Raw genomic sequence first — 16178 nt, forward strand, 5'->3', positions numbered from 1 at the left:
ATAGACAGATAAAGAAAGAATATGATTTAAACCTAAAATAACGCTTATGAACTACAAACAGCATGGCATTCTTCTGGCCTCTATGCTTGCCCTTTGTCCGACAATACAGGCCAAGCACCTTCCCTTTACTACTGCTGTCCCAATATTTTCTGATGCAGGCGTTTACGTTGTCCAGCAAGACGGAAGAACAGTAAGAGGGCGCATCCTTGATGCTTTGGGTGAACCCATCGTGGGTGCAACTGTTATGGTGAGGGGAACCACGAATGGGGCCGTGACCGACATGGATGGAACGTTCTCTCTTTCTCACGTCGCCCAAGGACAAGAACTTGTTGTAACCTATGTGGGGTATCAGTCAAAAGTTGTCAAGGCAGATGGGCAAGACGTTTTAAATATCCGGCTCACGGAAGACGTTGCCCTACTGAACGAGGTGGTGGCCGTGGGGTATGGTACGCAGAAGAAAGCTAATCTCACAGGGTCTGTATCGTCAGTGACGGCCAGGGATATTGCTAATAAGCCCGTCTCTAGCACGTCACAGGCCTTAGCTGGACTGGCTCCCGGCCTCAGCGTCATCGCTTCTTCCGGTCTTCCTGGCACGGGAGCCAACGTGAAAATTCGTGGTACAGGCACTTTCTCGAACGCCGGAACAGACCCATTGGTGCTTATCAATGGGATGGCAGGAAATCTTGACGATGTGGAACCCAACGACATAGATAACATCTCTTTTCTGAAAGATGCCGCCTCGGCCTCCATCTACGGCAACCGCGCCGCCAATGGCGTGATCCTGATAGAAACCAAGAAAGGTAAGGAGGGCAAGACCAGCATCAGCTACAATGGCCAGATGGGATGGCAGTGGGCAACCGAGCTTCCTGAGTTCCTGAACTCGTGGGAGTATGCCACCTATTATAATATGGCCATGCAAAATATGGGGCGGCAGGATGCTTATAGCCAGGAACAGATACAGAAATTCCGTGATGGAAGCGACCCCGACAACTACCCTAACGTGAACCATCTGAAGTGGTTGCTGGAGTCGGGTAACGGTTTTCAGCACCAGCACAACGTGAGCGTGTCGGGTGGAACACCAAAGCTCACCTACAATCTTTCCGTGGGCTACCGCAAGCAGAACGGCATGACGGACAAGACCTACAACGAGCGCATGACGGCTTTGCTCTCTCTGCGGGCCGACCTGACCGACCGATTGAACATCAGCATCAACGTCAATGCCTACAACAATCGCTACAAAGCACCCCATGAAATCACCAGCATGATAGGCTATGCCGTGCGCGAAGGCGCACAGTTTGCCGGTCGGAAGAGCGATGGCAGCTTTGGCTATCAGGACAACTACAGCCCGGAGGCATGGATGGCCGGCGAGTCGTTTGTGCGCAATGTGGGCCGCAACATCAGTGGTTCGGCCCTGCTCACCTGGGTCACACCACTTGAGGGGCTCTCGCTCACGGGCAAAATGGGTGGCAACTACTATACGGCATACGACAAAACCTATAATGCCAATACCTATTTCGACGCTACAAAGACCGTCGGGCCAGCCAGCCTGAACGTGTATTCGGCCAACAACACCTACACCGACATGGAAGCCTATGCCAAGTACGACCGTGAGTTTGGCCGTCATGCGCTCAGTGCACTGCTGGGCACCTCGGTGGAATGCACGAAAGACAGGGACTTGAATGGTTATCGCAATACGTTTCCCAACAACTATCTCTACGAGTTGTCTTCGGGCGATGCTTCGACGGCCACCAACAATAGCGGGCTCTCTGAGTATGCGTTGATTTCCTATTTCGGGCGTGTCAATTATGCCTATGCCGGCCGCTACCTGCTGGAAGCCAACGTACGCTACGACGGTTCGTCGCGTTTTGCCAAAGGGCATCGGTGGGGCATCTTTCCGTCAGTGTCGGCCGGCTGGCGTGTGTCCGAGGAAAGTTTCTGGAAAAAAGCTGCTATCTCCAACGTTGTCGACTATCTGAAACTCCGTGCCTCCTATGGTGTTTTGGGCAATCAGAACATCGGTGTTTATCCTTATCAGCAGACTTATACCCTGGGCTACGACTATCCGTTGGGAGGCACATTGCAGTCGGGAGCAGCCATGACAACTTATCTGAATCAGGACATCACATGGGAAAAGACGGCCGTGACCGACTTCGGCATCGACTTCAACCTGTTCAGCAGCCGCCTTACGGCCACCATTGACTACTTCTATAAGTACACGTCCGACATACTTGCACCCGTCGAAGTTTCTTCCATCATGGGCATGTCGGTGGGCCAATCCAATGTTGGTGCGGTGTCCAACAAGGGCATTGAGGCCAGTCTTGCCTATCATGGAAAGATAGGAAAGGATTTCACATTCAGTATATCTCCCAACTTTACATGGATAAAGAATGCTGTGGAAGAGCTTTCCAATGGTGCCACGGAGGAAATCAATAACAACCGTATTGTGGGCCAACCCATCGGTATTATCTATGGTTATGAGACCGATGGCCTCTTTATGGATCAGGCCGAGATAGATGCCGCCCCTGAACAACTGGTGGGCAAGAGCAACATCAAGCCGGGATATGTGAAGTATAAAGACATTTCCGGCCCCGATGGTGTGCCCGATGGCAAGGTCGATGCCAACTATGATCGCAAGGTGCTGGGCAGCACAACTCCTAAGTTCTACTATGGACTGAACCTGACGGCCCAGTACAAGGGATTTGATTTTTCGGCTCTGTTTCAGGGACTGGGTGGTTACAAGCGTCTCATTGGTTCCTATATGGCCTATGCTTTCTACAATGGAGGATCCATCCAACGGTGGCAAGCCGACAACTGCTGGACTGTGGAGAATCCCAACAAATGGGCTGAATACCCACGCTTGGAAACGCTCAACATGAACCATCCCAACCTGCAAATCTCTGATTACTGGACGAGAGATGCAAGTTTTCTTCGCCTGAAGACTTTGCAGATAGGCTATACCTTGCCTAAGCGGCTGGTTCACCGGATTGGCATTGAGCACATTCGGGTGTTTGCATCAGGGCAGAATCTCTTCTGCATCAACAAGTTCTATAAAGGATGGGACCCTGAGAACGAGATCGCAACGGGCGATGCACCGAGCTACTATCCCATCAACAGTGTTTATTCGTTTGGACTGAACGTAAAATTCTAAAAGCAGCATACGATGATGAAAACAAGATATTATTTAGCGAAATACACCAGTGTGGTGTTGTTTCCAGTCATATTGGCAGCAGGGTTGACCGCTTGTTCTACCGACCTGCTTGAGAAGAACCCGCCGGCAGCCATCTCCAATGGCAACTTTTGGACGGGAGAGAGCGATGCTCATCTGGCTCTTGTAGGATGCTATCGCTTTGAAAGCGGCTGGTCGCATGACGACTTCCTTACGCCTCAAGGCCTGCTCTATCTTGACTTTGCCGGTGGAAATGGCACAGAGAAAGAGAACTTCACGACACTGATGGCCAGCACCAATACGGTGGCTACCAACAGCAACCTGCGTTGGTATTGGAGTAATGCCTATGCCCATATATCCCGCTACAACACATTTTTCGGCAATATCGACAACTGTCCGATGGATGAGACGCTGAAAAATCAGTATAAGGCCGAGGTAAAATGCCTGCGTGCCTACTACCTGTTCTCCTTGGCTTTCTATTACAAGGATGTGCCCATGCCGCTGAAGACGCTGTCTGTAGCAGAAGCGAATACGATTGCGCAGACTCCTCAACAGCAGGTCTACGACCAAGTCGAGAGCGATTTGAAAGAGGCCATATCCTTACTCCCGGCTACATATGAGACTTCAGATGTAGGCCGATACACCAGTGGTGCGGCCCGTACATTGTTGAGCCGCCTCTATCTGGCCGAGGAACGGTGGGCCGATGCGGCCAGGGTTCTCGGGCAAGTCATAGATTCTGGCATCTATCAGATAGACAAGACTAACGGTGCTGACAGCTACGCGAAATTGTTCCAAATGGGTGGAGAGAAGAGTGCCGAGCAGATTTTCTGCATTACTTATGTCAAGGACCAGTACACTACTTCCCGATATCAGTATGCCTATCCAGAGTGTGCGTATGGTGGCTGGCACCAGTTTGCGCCTTATAACGAGCTTGTAAAGGCTTATTTCTGCACTGATGGCAAGAGTATTGACCAGTCGCCGCTTTATAATGATGCGGACCCGTATGTCAATCGCGACCCCCGTCTTTATGCCACGGTCTTCTTGCCACCCCTCGGCAGCTATCCAGGAACGAAGTATAATGACATTACTTACGACTGCTTCAAGGGTGCCAACACCTCAGACAGCTATAACCGCTACACGCTTTTTGACGGTTATTGTCCAAAGAAAGGGCTTGATCCGTCGATTACAAACAATTTGGGAAGCACCTATACCTATACTCCCGTGATGCGTTATGCGGAGGTACTGCTCAGTTATCTTGAGGCATTGAACGAGTCAAACCCCAGTGCTGTGACACAACAGGTTATTGACGCGACGATCAATGAGATTCGCAGTCGCGTGTCCTTGCCGGGCCTCAAGAAAGAAGAGCTCGCTTCACAAGACGATGTGCGGCAGGCCGTGCGTCGTGAGCGCCGCGTGGAACTCGCTCTCGAAGGCCTCCGTTATTTCGATATTCTTCGTTGGGGCACTGCCAAGCAGGAGCTCAACCATGTGTTTACGGGTGTGAAACTCTCCGATGATCCGTCGGCACGCAACTATCGCGGCAGTGGTGCTTCGGCTTCTCCGATAGACAAAGATGGCTATTATCAGTTTGAAGCGCGTGCATGGGACAGCCATAATCGCTATTTCCCAATCCCTCAGAACGATCTGAATGTCAACAAAAACTTAAAACAAAACGAGGGCTACAATTAAAAAAGAATTGCTCCGTTTGACTTAAAAGTAAAGCATACCCGATATGAAACAACCATTATTCATAAGCCTGTTGTTCCTGCTGCCCTCTGTTTCATGGGCCCAAACCTACGAAGTGCCCGTGTCCGAGGCGCAAGAAAAGATGACTACGGGCCGGTTTCAGCCCACATGGGAATCTCTTGAAACGCAATATCAAGTGCCCGAATGGTTCTGCAATGCCAAATTTGGGATATGGGCCCATTGGGGACCACAGTGTGTAGAGGGTTCGGGCGACTGGATGGCGCGCGCCCTGTACCAGGAGGGATCCAAGGCTTGGAAGTTTCATTGTGAGCATTATGGGCATCCGTCTGAGGTGGGGTTCAAGGACATTCTACCTCTTTTCAAGGCAGAGCGTTGGAATCCAGACTCGTTGGTGGCCTATTACAAGAGCCTCGGCGCGGAGTATTTCTTTGCTCTTGGCAATCATCATGACAATTTCGACCTTTGGGATTCCAAGTATCAGCCTTGGAATTCCAAGAATATAGGGCCACATAAGGACATTCTTGCAGGATGGTCAGAGGCAGCCCGCAAACATGGATTGAAGTTTGGCGTGTCGCTACATGCCGACCATGCGTGGTCGTGGTACGAGCCGTCGCGCCGCTACGACCGTAGTGGCGACAAGATGGGGGTGCCTTACGATGGCTGGCTCACCAAGGCCGACGGCAAGGGCAAATGGTGGGAAGGCCTGGATCCGCAGGACCTTTATCAGCAGAATCATCCCTTGAGTCGGGGCTCCTGGGCCGATGGCATGATTCATCAACAGTGGGGTTGGGGCAACGGTGTGGCTCAGCCGTCGCAGCAATTCGTTACCAACTTCTACAATCGGACGCTTGATGTCATCAATCGGTATAACCCCGACTTGCTCTATTTTGACGTAACCGTACTGCCATTCTGGCCAATCAGCGATGCCGGACTGAAAATAGCGGCTGGCTTCTACAACCACAACCTGGCCACGCATCAGGGGAAAATGACGGCCGTTCTGTTTGGTAAGATTCTCAATAAGAACCAGCGCAAGGGCATTACATGGGATGTTGAGCGCGGTGCGCCCAACCAAATTGTTGACCATCCTTGGCAGACTTGCTCGTGTATTGGTGGTTGGCACTATGATACCGAGGTCTACGAGAACGGCTGGTACAAGACGGCCTCGCAGGCTGTACGGCTTCTTGTTGATGTGGTCAGTAAGAACGGCAACCTGTTGCTCTCGGTACCTCTACGGGCTGACGGTACTTTCGACGAGAAGGAGAAAGCCATTCTGGATGAGTTTGGCGCATGGATGCGTGTCAATAAAGAGAGCATCTTTGCAACCCGTCCTTGGAAAAAGTTCGGTGAGGGTCCCATTGCAGAGTCCGATATTAAGATTAACGCCCAGGGCTTCAACGAGGGTTCATACACCAAGGCCGGTGCCTCTGAGATTCGATTTACAACAAAAGGCAATGTGCTCTATGCCACAGCACTTGCCTGGCCGGACACTCATCAGTTAACGATTAAGAGCCTGGCGGACGGTAGTGATCTCTATTCGGGGAAGATTCATACTGTCCGACTTCTTGGCCACGGTAAGGTGAAGTTCAACCGTACAGCCACAGGGCTTGTGGTAGAGCTCCCGGGAAAGCCCTGCAACACTATTGCGCCCGTACTGGAGATTAGGTAGTCGCGGCCCCTTTTTCTCCTTGTCCACTAAGCGCTGGCCTGTCAGCTCTTGGCGGACGAGGAGGTAAAGTCCAGGCTGCCAAGCGCAGCGAAAGAGCCGAACTGGGCCGCCCGCTCCGACATGGGCATGGGGGGATGCAGCTTGGAAACGTGGTGGGGCAGGTGAATGATGTCGTCGTATTTTCCCATTATCGTCGTATTTTCGATGAGTGTCCGTGGCTTTGGCGTGCAGAAAGGTCAGGCGCGGTGCCCGCCTATCTGGCTGTTGCGCTGGCGGGCCGTCGCTCCCTCAGTAAAGTCGAGAGCCCGCAGGATGGCATTCTTCCCAAATTTCTTTTTGATGTCGAGCAGTGTCTCCTGCATGCGGTGCTCGCGGGCGAGCGACCGTTCCTCGTCCTGCTGCTGTTGCAGCAGCAGGGAATTGTCGGCAAACATGTCGAGCTGTACCGGCGTCTGGTGCTGCTTCTCGGCTTCCTGCTCGGGCAACACCCGTGCCGCGACAATGTTCAAGCGACGAATGAGCAGGTTAGGGTTAACCATGCTGTCGAACAAAGAGATAGCCGCTTCAATGATTTTTCTACTCGAAGCCGTGAGCCTCGTCAGATTTTGCGACCCATGTGCCGGTCGGGGCACCTGCCGGCCATAGTGGTCGAAGCCGATGGGGCCACGGTAGGCGGCCCGTATCTCGGGGCGGATGAGGCTTTCACGGTCGTAGCCAATGGTGATGACAATCTGGTCGGTTACCAGCCGTTTGTCCACCAAGTCGAGGGCCAGCGCGTCGGCCATCTCTTTCATCACCACCTTGGCCTTGGCAAAATCATAGGGTTCGGACAGCACCTGCCCACTGCTCAGCGAGCTCGTCTCCGGCCGGTAAGCCTTGATGGCGGCCATGGTGCACGGTTCCCAGCCCCAGGCATGGTCGATAAGCAGCTCGGCATTAACGCCAAAAAGCCGGTAGAGCAACGCCTCGTGATTGACGGAACAACGGGCCACGTCGCCCATGGTGTGCATGCCGTAGGCCTCCAGCTTGCGGGCAGTGGCACCCCCAACCCGCCAGAAACTGGTGAGCGGCCGGTGGTCCCACAGCTGCTCACGGTAGGCTGTTTCGTCGAGTTCGGCTATGCGCACGCCGTCGCTGTCGGCCGGCATGTGCTTGGCAACGATGTCCATAGCCACCTTGGCCAGGTAGAGATTGGTGCCGATGCCGGCCGTAGCCGTGATGCCGGTCTCGCGCAGCACGTCGCGTATCATAGTCATGGCCAGCTGGTGGGCAGTCATTTTATAGCTGGCCAAATAGGGGGTCACGTCGCAGAACACCTCGTCGACGGAATAGACGTGGATGTCTTCGGGCGAGACGTAGCGCAGGTATATCTCGTAGATGCGCTTGCTGTAGGCCTTGTAGTGCGCCATGCGTGGCGTGGCGGCAATGTAGCCAATCTCCAGCTCGGGATGGGCCTTGAGCTCCGTGTCCGACACCGACTGCCCCGCGAACTGCCGCCCCGGCGCCTGCTGGCGCCGCGCATAGTTCACCTCGCGCAGCCGCTGCACCACCTCGAAGAGGCGTGCCCGGCCGCTGATGCCGTAGGCCTTGAGCGAGGGCGACACGGCCAGACAGATGGTTTTCTCGGTGCGACTCACGTCGGCCACGACCAGATTCGTCGTCAACGGATCCAGTCCACGCTCGCGACATTCCACGCTGGCGTAGAACGACTTGAGGTCGATGGCGATATAGCTGCGCTTGTCTGTCATCTATTCGGCGGTGATGCCGTTTTCCCGGACAAAGGCGCGCAGCCGGCTGCCATCGTCGAGCGAGGGCGAGTAGGGGGTGAGCAGGTGCAGCCGCCCGGGGCCGTAGAGGGCCAGCAGGTCGCGTGCGGTGTTGAGCACGCACACGTCGCCGGCCAGGCCGCACAGGTCTATCCGGTCAATGCGGAGGGCCCGCACCAGCCGGTCGACGACGGCAGCCGACCGATCGTTCTGCATGATGGAGTATTCTTCGCGGTCCACCCGGTCGCCCTTATATAATAAGGTAAAGCCACCGCGCGAGCGGTTGAGCGCCTCGAGCAGGGGTTGCCAGAGGGCCGCCCCCGCCGAGTGCTGGATGCAATGGGGCGGCCACTGGCCGCCTTCACGGTCGAACGATGCGTGGCGGTAGGGGTGCCAGTCGGACGTGACGAGCTTCACGGCATAGTCGTCGTGGGTCTCTACATACCGGGCCAGCCCGTCCATGGCCTCGGCCGCGCCGGGCACGGGCAGCGTTCCGCCGATGAAATCAATCTGCGGATCCACGACGAGCAGCATCTTTTTTATCTTCTTCGTTTCTTCCATCTTCGTTGCAGGGTTTTCTCCGACCTCACGGTTTCGGGGTGAGGGGTACTTGCAAATGCAAAAATAGAGATTTTTTCTGAAAGCGGCAAGCCGTGGGGACATTCATTGCGACGAACAGGAGTTTTTGTGTTGTGCCCGCACACAACCCATTGATTTAGGTCAAGAATTGAGTGGTTTTGGGAGAAAACAGGAGCGAAAACATTGTGCAGTCGTGAGAAACGCCGTATCTTTGCATCGTCAAAAGGTTAATAAGATTTTTAGGTTAGTAGTTTCATATAGGTTTTTAGTTTTAGGTTTTTAGGTAAAGATTGTTTAAGTCATTAGGTAATTAGTTTAAGGTAAACAAAGATTGAACCATTCAGGACAACAAGTTGAAGCATGAGCGTTGGTTTCCGCCGTGAGGCGTGAACCCACAATCAAGCTCCAAAAGCGGAACCAAGGTTCTGCCAACAAAGATGCAAGGTCTCGCGAGAGGTCTTGTTTTTTTGTGTCCCGACGCAAAAACAGCCGGCCCCGGATGACGGGATTCGCCCAAAAACCTTACCTTTGCACCGCAACACAAACTCCCAAAACCGCCGATATGCAAATACTTCTTGCCGATGCCAAGCTGATGAATGGCCGCTGCACGGTGCAGCCCCAATCTGTCCCCATGTTTGACGCCACGGCCCAAGCCATTGCGGCCGACCTGGCCCGGATGGATGCCGCTGAGCTGGGCGACCAGCTGAAATGCAGCCCCAAGCTGGCCGCCGAGAACTGGCTGCGCTATCAGAACTTTCTGCTGGCCGAACGCCGGCCGGCCATCATGGCCTACAGCGGCCAGGCCTACAAGCACCTGCGGGCCGCAACACTCAGCCCGTCAGCCCTCGACTATGCTCAGGAGCACCTACGCATTACGTGCTATCTCTACGGACTGCTGCGGCCGCTGGACGGAATCGCGTCTTACCGTATCGTGCCAACCATCAGTCTACCAGCTACCAACGACGTTCCGCTGTTCCATTTCTGGAGGGACAAACTCACCGACTTGCTCATCCGCCGCACGCTGGCCGACGATGGTGTGCTGGTGCATCTCAGCACGGGCGAATACGAACATCTGTTCGACTGGCGGCGGCTTTGCCGCGAGCTGCGTGTCGTTCAGCCCATGTTCATGGTGGACAGTGGGGGAGAGCTGGCCGTCCAGGCAGTGTGGGCCAAGGCCTGCCGTGGAGCCATGACACGCTGGCTGCTGGAGCAGCAGCCCACGTCGGCCGAAGCCCTGCACGAGTTCGGCTACGAGGGATTTGCCTGGCGGCCTCAGCTGGGCGAGCCCGCCATTCCTTATTTTGTGCGCGAGGGATAAACCGTCCCCGTGTAACGGTTCCGCGTGCACGGCGTAATCGCCGCGCGTTTGCGGCGAAAAGGCCATACGATTACACCGTAATCCGCTCGCGTTTACGGTGTTGTCGCAAGCCGATTATAGCTTTGCTTTCAAGTGCCCACTATGCGGCGCATTACGCAAACCGCCCAACAGACGCTTGGTCTGCCGGGCGGCCGATGAGTAAAGGACGTGCACACAGGTGCCCATGGTCAGCAGCCGGTGCCGTCGAGGCTGCATGCAGGGCCGTCGGGCATGGGCTCCAGACCCACCTCGGCCGACGACAACGTCACGCTGCCGTCCTCGCGCACATAGCAGGGAATGCCCACGTCGCCAATGCGACGGGCCTCCTCGAAAGCGGGATGATGGTCGCGCAGGTCGAGAAACTCTTTCAGATTCTTCACATGTTCGCCAATGTCCACAAGCTGAAAATCGGGATTGCCTTCCACCTGTTTCTCCACATAGCTGCAGTACGGACAGGTTTTCATGCCATACATCTTAATCATAATCGTATTCTTTACAGTGTTTAATGAGTTGCAAAGATAAGTAATTATGCCAGAACAAGCTGCTCCCGGTCTTCAAATTATAAATTATTAGCAATACGGCCCACCGCTTTCCAGCCTCCGTTCGCCCCACTTTTCAAATATAACAATGATTATGATAAATCATAAAGGCCTGTGAACGAAAAGAAAGCAACGGCCGCTTATTTCATCGAAATTGTTTGCGCTCTCACAGTTTTTTTGTACTTTTGCCCGAAATATAGATAATTCTTAAAATCACAGCATCATGCTTACATTGAAGCTTATAAGCGAAGAGACGGAGCGTGTGGTCAAAGGACTGGAGAAGAAACACTTCCAGGGCGCACGCGAAGCCGTCGAGAAAGTATTGGAATATGACAAGCTGCGCCGCGAGACACAGCTGAAACTCGACAACAACAAGCAGCAGCAGAACCTGTTTGCCAAGCAGATTGGCGGACTGATGAAGGACGGCAAGAAGACCGAGGCTGAAGAAATAAAGAACCGCGTGGCCGAGTTGAAAGCCACAGACAAGGCTTTGCAGGAGATCATGGACAAGGCACAGGAGGACATGACGCAGGTGCTGCTCCAGATTCCCAATATTCCCAACGACGCCGTGCCCGAGGGCAAGGACGCCGAGGACAACGTGGTGGTGAAAGAAGGCGGCCCCATGCCCCAGCTGGACGGCGACGCGCTGTGCCACTGGGACCTGCTGAAGAAGTACAATCTGGTGGACTTCGACCTCGGAGTGAAGATTACCGGGGCCGGCTTCCCCATCTATCTGGGCAAGATGGCCCGCTTCCAGCGTGCGCTGGAAGCCTTCTTTCTCGACGAGGCCCGCAAGTCGGGCTACCTGGAAGTGCAGCCGCCCTACGTGGTCAACGAGGCTAGCGGCTACGGCACGGGCCAGCTGCCCGACAAGGAAGGACAGATGTATCATGCCAATCTCGACAACCTTTACCTCATCCCCACAGCCGAGGTGCCGGTGACCAACATCTTCCGCGACGAGATTCTCGACGAGAAAGAGCTGCCCGTCAAGCGGTGCGCCTACTCGGCTTGCTTCCGTCGCGAGGCCGGCAGCTACGGCAAGGACGTGCGCGGACTGAACCGTCTGCACCAGTTCGACAAGGTGGAAATCGTGCGCATTGACAAGCCGGAACACTCTTACGAGAGCCTGCAGGAGATGCTGAACCACGTGGAAGGGCTGCTGCAGAAACTGGAACTCCCCTACCACATCCTGCTGCTCTGCGGCGGCGACATGAGCTTTACGTCGGCCATCTGCTATGACTTCGAGGTGTGGAGCGCCGCCCAGAAGCGCTGGTTGGAGGTGTCGTCGGTGTCCAACTTCGAGAGCTACCAGGCCAATCGGCTGCACTGCCGCTTCCGCCGCGCGGAGACCAAGAAGACCGAACTCTGCCACACGCTGAACGGCTCGGCCCTCGCCCTGCCCCGCATCGTGGCTTCGATCATTGAGAACAACCAGACGCCCGAGGGCATCCGCGTGCCGAAAGTGCTTGTGCCCTACTGTGGCTTCGAGATGCTCGACGACAAGAACTTCGGATAAGACACCTTATTATATATACAACAGCTGACATTTGGCAGGGACATACGTCCTGTATGTCTGTGGCCCCAAAGCCTTGACAGACATGTGGGGCCGCATGTCCCTGCCGCATTCCACCCATAGTCCGGCCCCGTCCGCCCTACCCTGCTCAACCTCATTATACAAAAACAACCACTAAAGATATTGCGAACCATGAACAAGATTATCAAGAAAGAGCAGTTCTCCGAGAAAGTATATTGCTTCGAGGTGGAGGCTCCGCTCATAGCCCGGAGCTGCCGTCCCGGCAACTTCATCATTGTACGGGTGGACCAGAAAAGCGAGCGCGTGCCCTATACCATTGCCAAGGCAGATGCCGCCAGGGGCACGTTGACGCTCGTCATCCAGGAGGTGGGTCTCTCGTCTACCAAATTCTGCCGGCTCCGTGAAGGCGACACCGTGCACGACATTGTGGGCCCATTGGGCAATCCCTCGCGCATCGAGAACTACGGTACGGTGATTTGTGCCGGCGGCGGCATTGGCATTGCGGCCATCCTACCCATTCTCACGGCTCTGAAGCAGGCCGGCAACCGTGTCATTTCGGTGCTGGCCGGCCGCACGAAGAACCTTGTCATCATGGTGGACGATGTGGCCCGATACAGCGACGAGGTCATCATCATGACCGATGACGGCTCCTACGGCCAGCAAGGCGTGGTGACTGTGGGCGTGGAACAGGTGATTCGGCGCGAGCATGTGGACAAGGTGCTGGCCATTGGCCCGCCTGTCATGATGAAGTTCACCTCGCAGATGGCCCGGAAATACGGCATACCCAACGACGTTTCGCTCAATACCATCATGGTGGACGGCACAGGCATGTGCGGTGCCTGCCGGCTCACCATCGGCGGCAAGACCAAGTTTGTGTGCATCGACGGCCCCGAGTTCGACGGCGATCAGGTGGATTGGGACGAGATGATGAAGCGCATGGGCACCTTCAAAAACGTGGAGCGGGAGGAGATGGAGCATTACCAGGCCTCCTCCGCCCCTTCTCCTGCCGGAGGAGAAACGGGAGGGTTCTCCCAAGGAGGGCCGTTGCCTCCTCACACTGGAGAGGAGACGGGGAAGACTTTCCAAGGGAATCCGTCGCTTCCTCCTGCGGAAGAGGCAGAATCAGCAGAGGACTACTCGCGTAATGCTCAATGGCGCAAGGATTTGCGTGCGGCGATGAAAGCAAAGGAACGGATGGCCATTGAGCGGGTGAAAATGCCCGAACTGGATGCCACCTACCGTTCCACCACCCGGCTCGAGGAGGTGAACCAAGGCCTGACGGCAGAGATGGCCGTGAGAGAATCCCACCGTTGTCTGGACTGCGCCAAGCCCACGTGCGTGGAAGGATGCCCGGTGAACATCGACATCCCCTCGTTTGTCAAGAACATAGAGCGGGGCAACTTTCTCGCTGCCGCCAAGGTGCTCAAGCAAACTTCGGCCCTGCCGGCCGTGTGCGGCCGCGTGTGTCCCCAGGAAAAACAGTGCGAGAGCCGCTGCATTCACGTCAAAATGAACGAGCCGGCCGTGGCCATCGGCTATCTGGAGCGGTTTGCCGCCGACTACGAGCGGGAGAGCGGACAGATGGCCCTGCCCGAGATTGCCCCGGGCAACGGCATCAAGGTGGCCGTGGTAGGCTCTGGCCCTGCGGGGCTGAGCTTTGCCGGCGACATGGTGAAGCGGGGATTCGAGGTATATGTCTTCGAGGCCCTGCACGAGATTGGCGGTGTGCTCAAGTACGGCATTCCCGAGTTCCGTCTGCCCAATCGCATCGTAGACGTGGAGATTGACAATCTGCGGCGTGCCGGCGTGCACTTCCAGACAGACACTATCATTGGAAAAACCATTAAGGTAGAGGAACTTGAAGAACGTGGATTCAAGGGAATTTTTGTAGCTTCGGGAGCAGGTCTGCCCAATTTTATGGACATTCCGGGTGAGAATCTCATCAATGTGATGTCGAGCAACGAGTATCTGACACGCGTGAACCTGATGGATGCGGCCAACCCCGACACCGACACGCCCATCATTCTGGGCAAGAAAGTGATCGTGGTGGGCGGTGGCAACACGGCCATGGACTCCTGCCGCACGGCCAAACGGCTGGGTGCCGACGTGACGCTGGTCTATCGCCGGTCGGAAGCGGAGATGCCCGCCCGTTTGGAAGAAGTGAAGCATGCCAAGGAAGAGGGCATTCGCTTCCTCACGCTCCACAATCCCAAGGAGTATCTGGGCGACGAGAATGGGCGCATCTGCGCGGCCGTGCTCGACGTGATGCAGCTGGGTGAGCCCGATGCCTCTGGCCGTCGGCGGCCGGAGATCACGGGGCAGACCGTCACGCTGGAGTGCGACCAGGTGATTGTGGCTGTCGGTGTGTCGCCCAACCCGCTGGTGCCGAAGTCGATACCCGGGCTGGAACTCGGACGGAAGAATACCATCGTGGTGAACGAAGACATGATGTCGTCACGCTCCGGACTCTATGCAGGCGGCGACATTGTTCGTGGCGGTGCCACGGTGATTCTGGCCATGGGCGACGGACGGCGTGCTGCCGCCAGCATGGCGTCGACCCTGCTGGGCTAAGGAAGAAACGTCTCTAATGGGCCAGCCTGGTAGGCACCGATGCCTATTAATATTATCTAAAAAAGACTTTGGCGGCTTCGGTGTTTATCGGAAAAGCCTTATCTTTGTTCTTCCAATTCGAGGAGATAGATGAAACAGAAAATCATAATGCTGATGGTCATGGCCCTGCTTGCAGCAGAGACAGGGCACGCACAGAGACAGCGAACCGTGGGGAAAGCCAGGCCTACCAAGAAAGCGGGCAGGCCCGCAATGCAGGAAACGCCGGCGAACAGCCTCTATCGCACCATGCTGCCCGCAACGGCCAAGGTGATGTTTGTAGACAGCATGGCGGTGGCCAAGGCCGATTTTCTGGCAGTCATTCCCATGGACAGCGAGGTGGGACGGCTGACGGCCCGACAGACCGGCACCAATGCGCAGGGCGGATGCCAGATGCAGTATCAGGATGGGTTTGGTGACCGGCGCATCTTCGCCGCCGGCGACACCACCGGCACCACGCTCTGGTCACAGACCCGATTGGGCAGTGCTTGGGGGCAACCCGTGCGGTTGGCCGACATATCCGGCGAAGACTACATGTGGCAGGACTACCCTTTCCTCTCAACCGATGGCACCACGCTCTATTTCTCGGCGATAGGCCCGGGCTCCATCGGGGGACGCGACATCTTCATGACAACTTTCGATGCCGACAAGGGCGAATGGTACAAGCCCGAAAACTACGGACTGCCTTTCAACTCTACGGCCAACGATTACCTGCTCGTCATTGACGACGTAGATACATTGGGCTGGCTGGTCAGCGATAGGTTCCAGCCGCAGGACAGCGTGTGCATCTATACCTTTGTTCCGTCGGGGCTTCGACAGGACTTTACCAACGACGGACTCAGCACGAGCCAACTGGAACACTACGCTGCCATTCGCAGCATCAGAGACACTTGGGCGTTTGGTAGCCGCAGCGAGGCACTGGTTCGGCTGCGGACTTTGGCAGCCCGTCGCAAGGCCAAGTCGGGCATGGCGGCTGGTGGCATGCGGTTTGTGATCAACAACGGGCGTGTTGTCACCTCGCCCTCCCAGTTCAAGAAAGCCGAGAGCCGACGGCTCTATGCCCAGATAGAAGAGCTGGATGCGATGATTGCCAAGACAGAACAGGAACTGGAAAGTCTGCGAAGTGCATATCATCGACAAGCCGATCCACAGACCGCACGGCAGATAATCAATGCCGAGAAGCAACAGGCCCGGCAAAGGGAAGACCTTCGGGCACTGACACTCAAAGTCCGCGTGCTCGAAAATCAATGAATATCT

At 55.5% G+C, this 16178-nt stretch carries 11 protein-coding genes; 7 read left to right on the plus strand and 4 right to left on the minus strand.

Features of this window, described 5'->3' with window-relative positions:
- Nucleotides 1-46 precede the first annotated feature (46 nt).
- The 3 genes from PREDE_RS08060 to PREDE_RS08070 are packed head-to-tail and all read left to right on the plus strand — an operon-like array spanning nucleotide 47 to nucleotide 6539.
- Entirely contained in the window at nucleotides 47-3148 is a 3102-nt protein-coding gene (locus PREDE_RS08060; protein WP_005846357.1) for a SusC/RagA family TonB-linked outer membrane protein, read from the plus strand.
- 12 nt (nucleotides 3149-3160) lie between these two features.
- Nucleotides 3161-4855, plus strand: coding sequence for a RagB/SusD family nutrient uptake outer membrane protein (locus PREDE_RS08065; protein ID WP_005846359.1), 1695 nt, complete (start codon nucleotides 3161-3163; stop codon nucleotides 4853-4855).
- 43 nt (nucleotides 4856-4898) lie between these two features.
- Entirely contained in the window at nucleotides 4899-6539 is a 1641-nt protein-coding gene (locus PREDE_RS08070) for an alpha-L-fucosidase (protein ID WP_005846361.1), read from the plus strand.
- Nucleotides 6540-6580: 41 nt separating this feature from the next.
- Here PREDE_RS08070 and PREDE_RS13885 read toward each other — a convergent pair whose 3' ends face one another.
- The 3 genes from PREDE_RS13885 to PREDE_RS08080 are packed head-to-tail and all read right to left on the minus strand — an operon-like array spanning nucleotide 6581 to nucleotide 8866.
- Nucleotides 6581-6727, minus strand: coding sequence for a hypothetical protein (locus PREDE_RS13885; RefSeq protein ID WP_005846363.1), 147 nt, complete (start codon nucleotides 6725-6727; stop codon nucleotides 6581-6583).
- 48 nt (nucleotides 6728-6775) lie between these two features.
- A complete protein-coding gene (locus tag PREDE_RS08075) occupies nucleotides 6776-8287 on the minus strand; it encodes a Y-family DNA polymerase (RefSeq protein ID WP_005846380.1) in 1512 nt (503 codons plus the stop codon).
- A complete protein-coding gene (locus PREDE_RS08080) occupies nucleotides 8288-8866 on the minus strand; it encodes an isochorismatase family protein (protein ID WP_005846382.1) in 579 nt (192 codons plus the stop codon).
- A 580-nt stretch (nucleotides 8867-9446) separates the two neighbouring features.
- Here PREDE_RS08080 and PREDE_RS08085 point away from each other — a divergent pair.
- Nucleotides 9447-10202 (plus strand): YaaA family protein, encoded by a 756-nt coding sequence (locus PREDE_RS08085; RefSeq protein WP_015310362.1) that lies wholly within the window; start codon nucleotides 9447-9449, stop codon nucleotides 10200-10202.
- 227 nt (nucleotides 10203-10429) lie between these two features.
- Here the strand turns inward: PREDE_RS08085 and PREDE_RS08090 are convergent, their stop codons facing one another.
- Nucleotides 10430-10723, minus strand: coding sequence for a hypothetical protein (locus PREDE_RS08090; protein WP_005846386.1), 294 nt, complete (start codon nucleotides 10721-10723; stop codon nucleotides 10430-10432).
- Nucleotides 10724-11003: 280 nt separating this feature from the next.
- On the opposite strand from PREDE_RS08090, the gene serS reads away from it, so the two are divergent.
- The 3 genes from serS (at nucleotide 11004) to PREDE_RS08105 (ending at nucleotide 16172) form a co-directional block, all read left to right on the plus strand.
- Nucleotides 11004-12296, plus strand: a complete 1293-nt coding sequence (serS, locus tag PREDE_RS08095; RefSeq protein ID WP_005846388.1) for a serine--tRNA ligase — start codon at nucleotides 11004-11006, stop codon at nucleotides 12294-12296.
- Between the two features lie 189 nt (nucleotides 12297-12485).
- Nucleotides 12486-14885, plus strand: a complete 2400-nt coding sequence (locus tag PREDE_RS08100; RefSeq protein ID WP_005846390.1) for a bifunctional dihydroorotate dehydrogenase B NAD binding subunit/NADPH-dependent glutamate synthase — start codon at nucleotides 12486-12488, stop codon at nucleotides 14883-14885.
- A 129-nt stretch (nucleotides 14886-15014) separates the two neighbouring features.
- Nucleotides 15015-16172 (plus strand): hypothetical protein, encoded by a 1158-nt coding sequence (locus tag PREDE_RS08105; RefSeq protein WP_005846392.1) that lies wholly within the window; start codon nucleotides 15015-15017, stop codon nucleotides 16170-16172.
- Nucleotides 16173-16178 lie beyond the last annotated feature (6 nt).

Source organism: Prevotella dentalis DSM 3688 (genome assembly GCF_000242335.1).
Classification (GTDB): Bacteria; Bacteroidota; Bacteroidia; order Bacteroidales; family Bacteroidaceae; genus Prevotella; species Prevotella seregens.

Coding starts and splice junctions, on each gene's coding strand:
- PREDE_RS08060 (WP_005846357.1), top strand. CDS start 47: ATGAACTACAAACAGCATGGCATTCTTCTGGCCTCTATGCTTGCCCTT.
- PREDE_RS08065 (WP_005846359.1), top strand. CDS start 3,161: ATGATGAAAACAAGATATTATTTAGCGAAATACACCAGTGTGGTGTTG.
- PREDE_RS08070 (WP_005846361.1), top strand. CDS start 4,899: ATGAAACAACCATTATTCATAAGCCTGTTGTTCCTGCTGCCCTCTGTT.
- PREDE_RS13885 (WP_005846363.1), bottom strand. CDS start 6,727: ATGGGAAAATACGACGACATCATTCACCTGCCCCACCACGTTTCCAAG.
- PREDE_RS08075 (WP_005846380.1), bottom strand. CDS start 8,287: ATGACAGACAAGCGCAGCTATATCGCCATCGACCTCAAGTCGTTCTAC.
- PREDE_RS08080 (WP_005846382.1), bottom strand. CDS start 8,866: ATGGAAGAAACGAAGAAGATAAAAAAGATGCTGCTCGTCGTGGATCCG.
- PREDE_RS08085 (WP_015310362.1), top strand. CDS start 9,447: ATGCAAATACTTCTTGCCGATGCCAAGCTGATGAATGGCCGCTGCACG.
- PREDE_RS08090 (WP_005846386.1), bottom strand. CDS start 10,723: ATGATTAAGATGTATGGCATGAAAACCTGTCCGTACTGCAGCTATGTG.
- serS (WP_005846388.1), top strand. CDS start 11,004: ATGCTTACATTGAAGCTTATAAGCGAAGAGACGGAGCGTGTGGTCAAA.
- PREDE_RS08100 (WP_005846390.1), top strand. CDS start 12,486: ATGAACAAGATTATCAAGAAAGAGCAGTTCTCCGAGAAAGTATATTGC.
- PREDE_RS08105 (WP_005846392.1), top strand. CDS start 15,015: ATGAAACAGAAAATCATAATGCTGATGGTCATGGCCCTGCTTGCAGCA.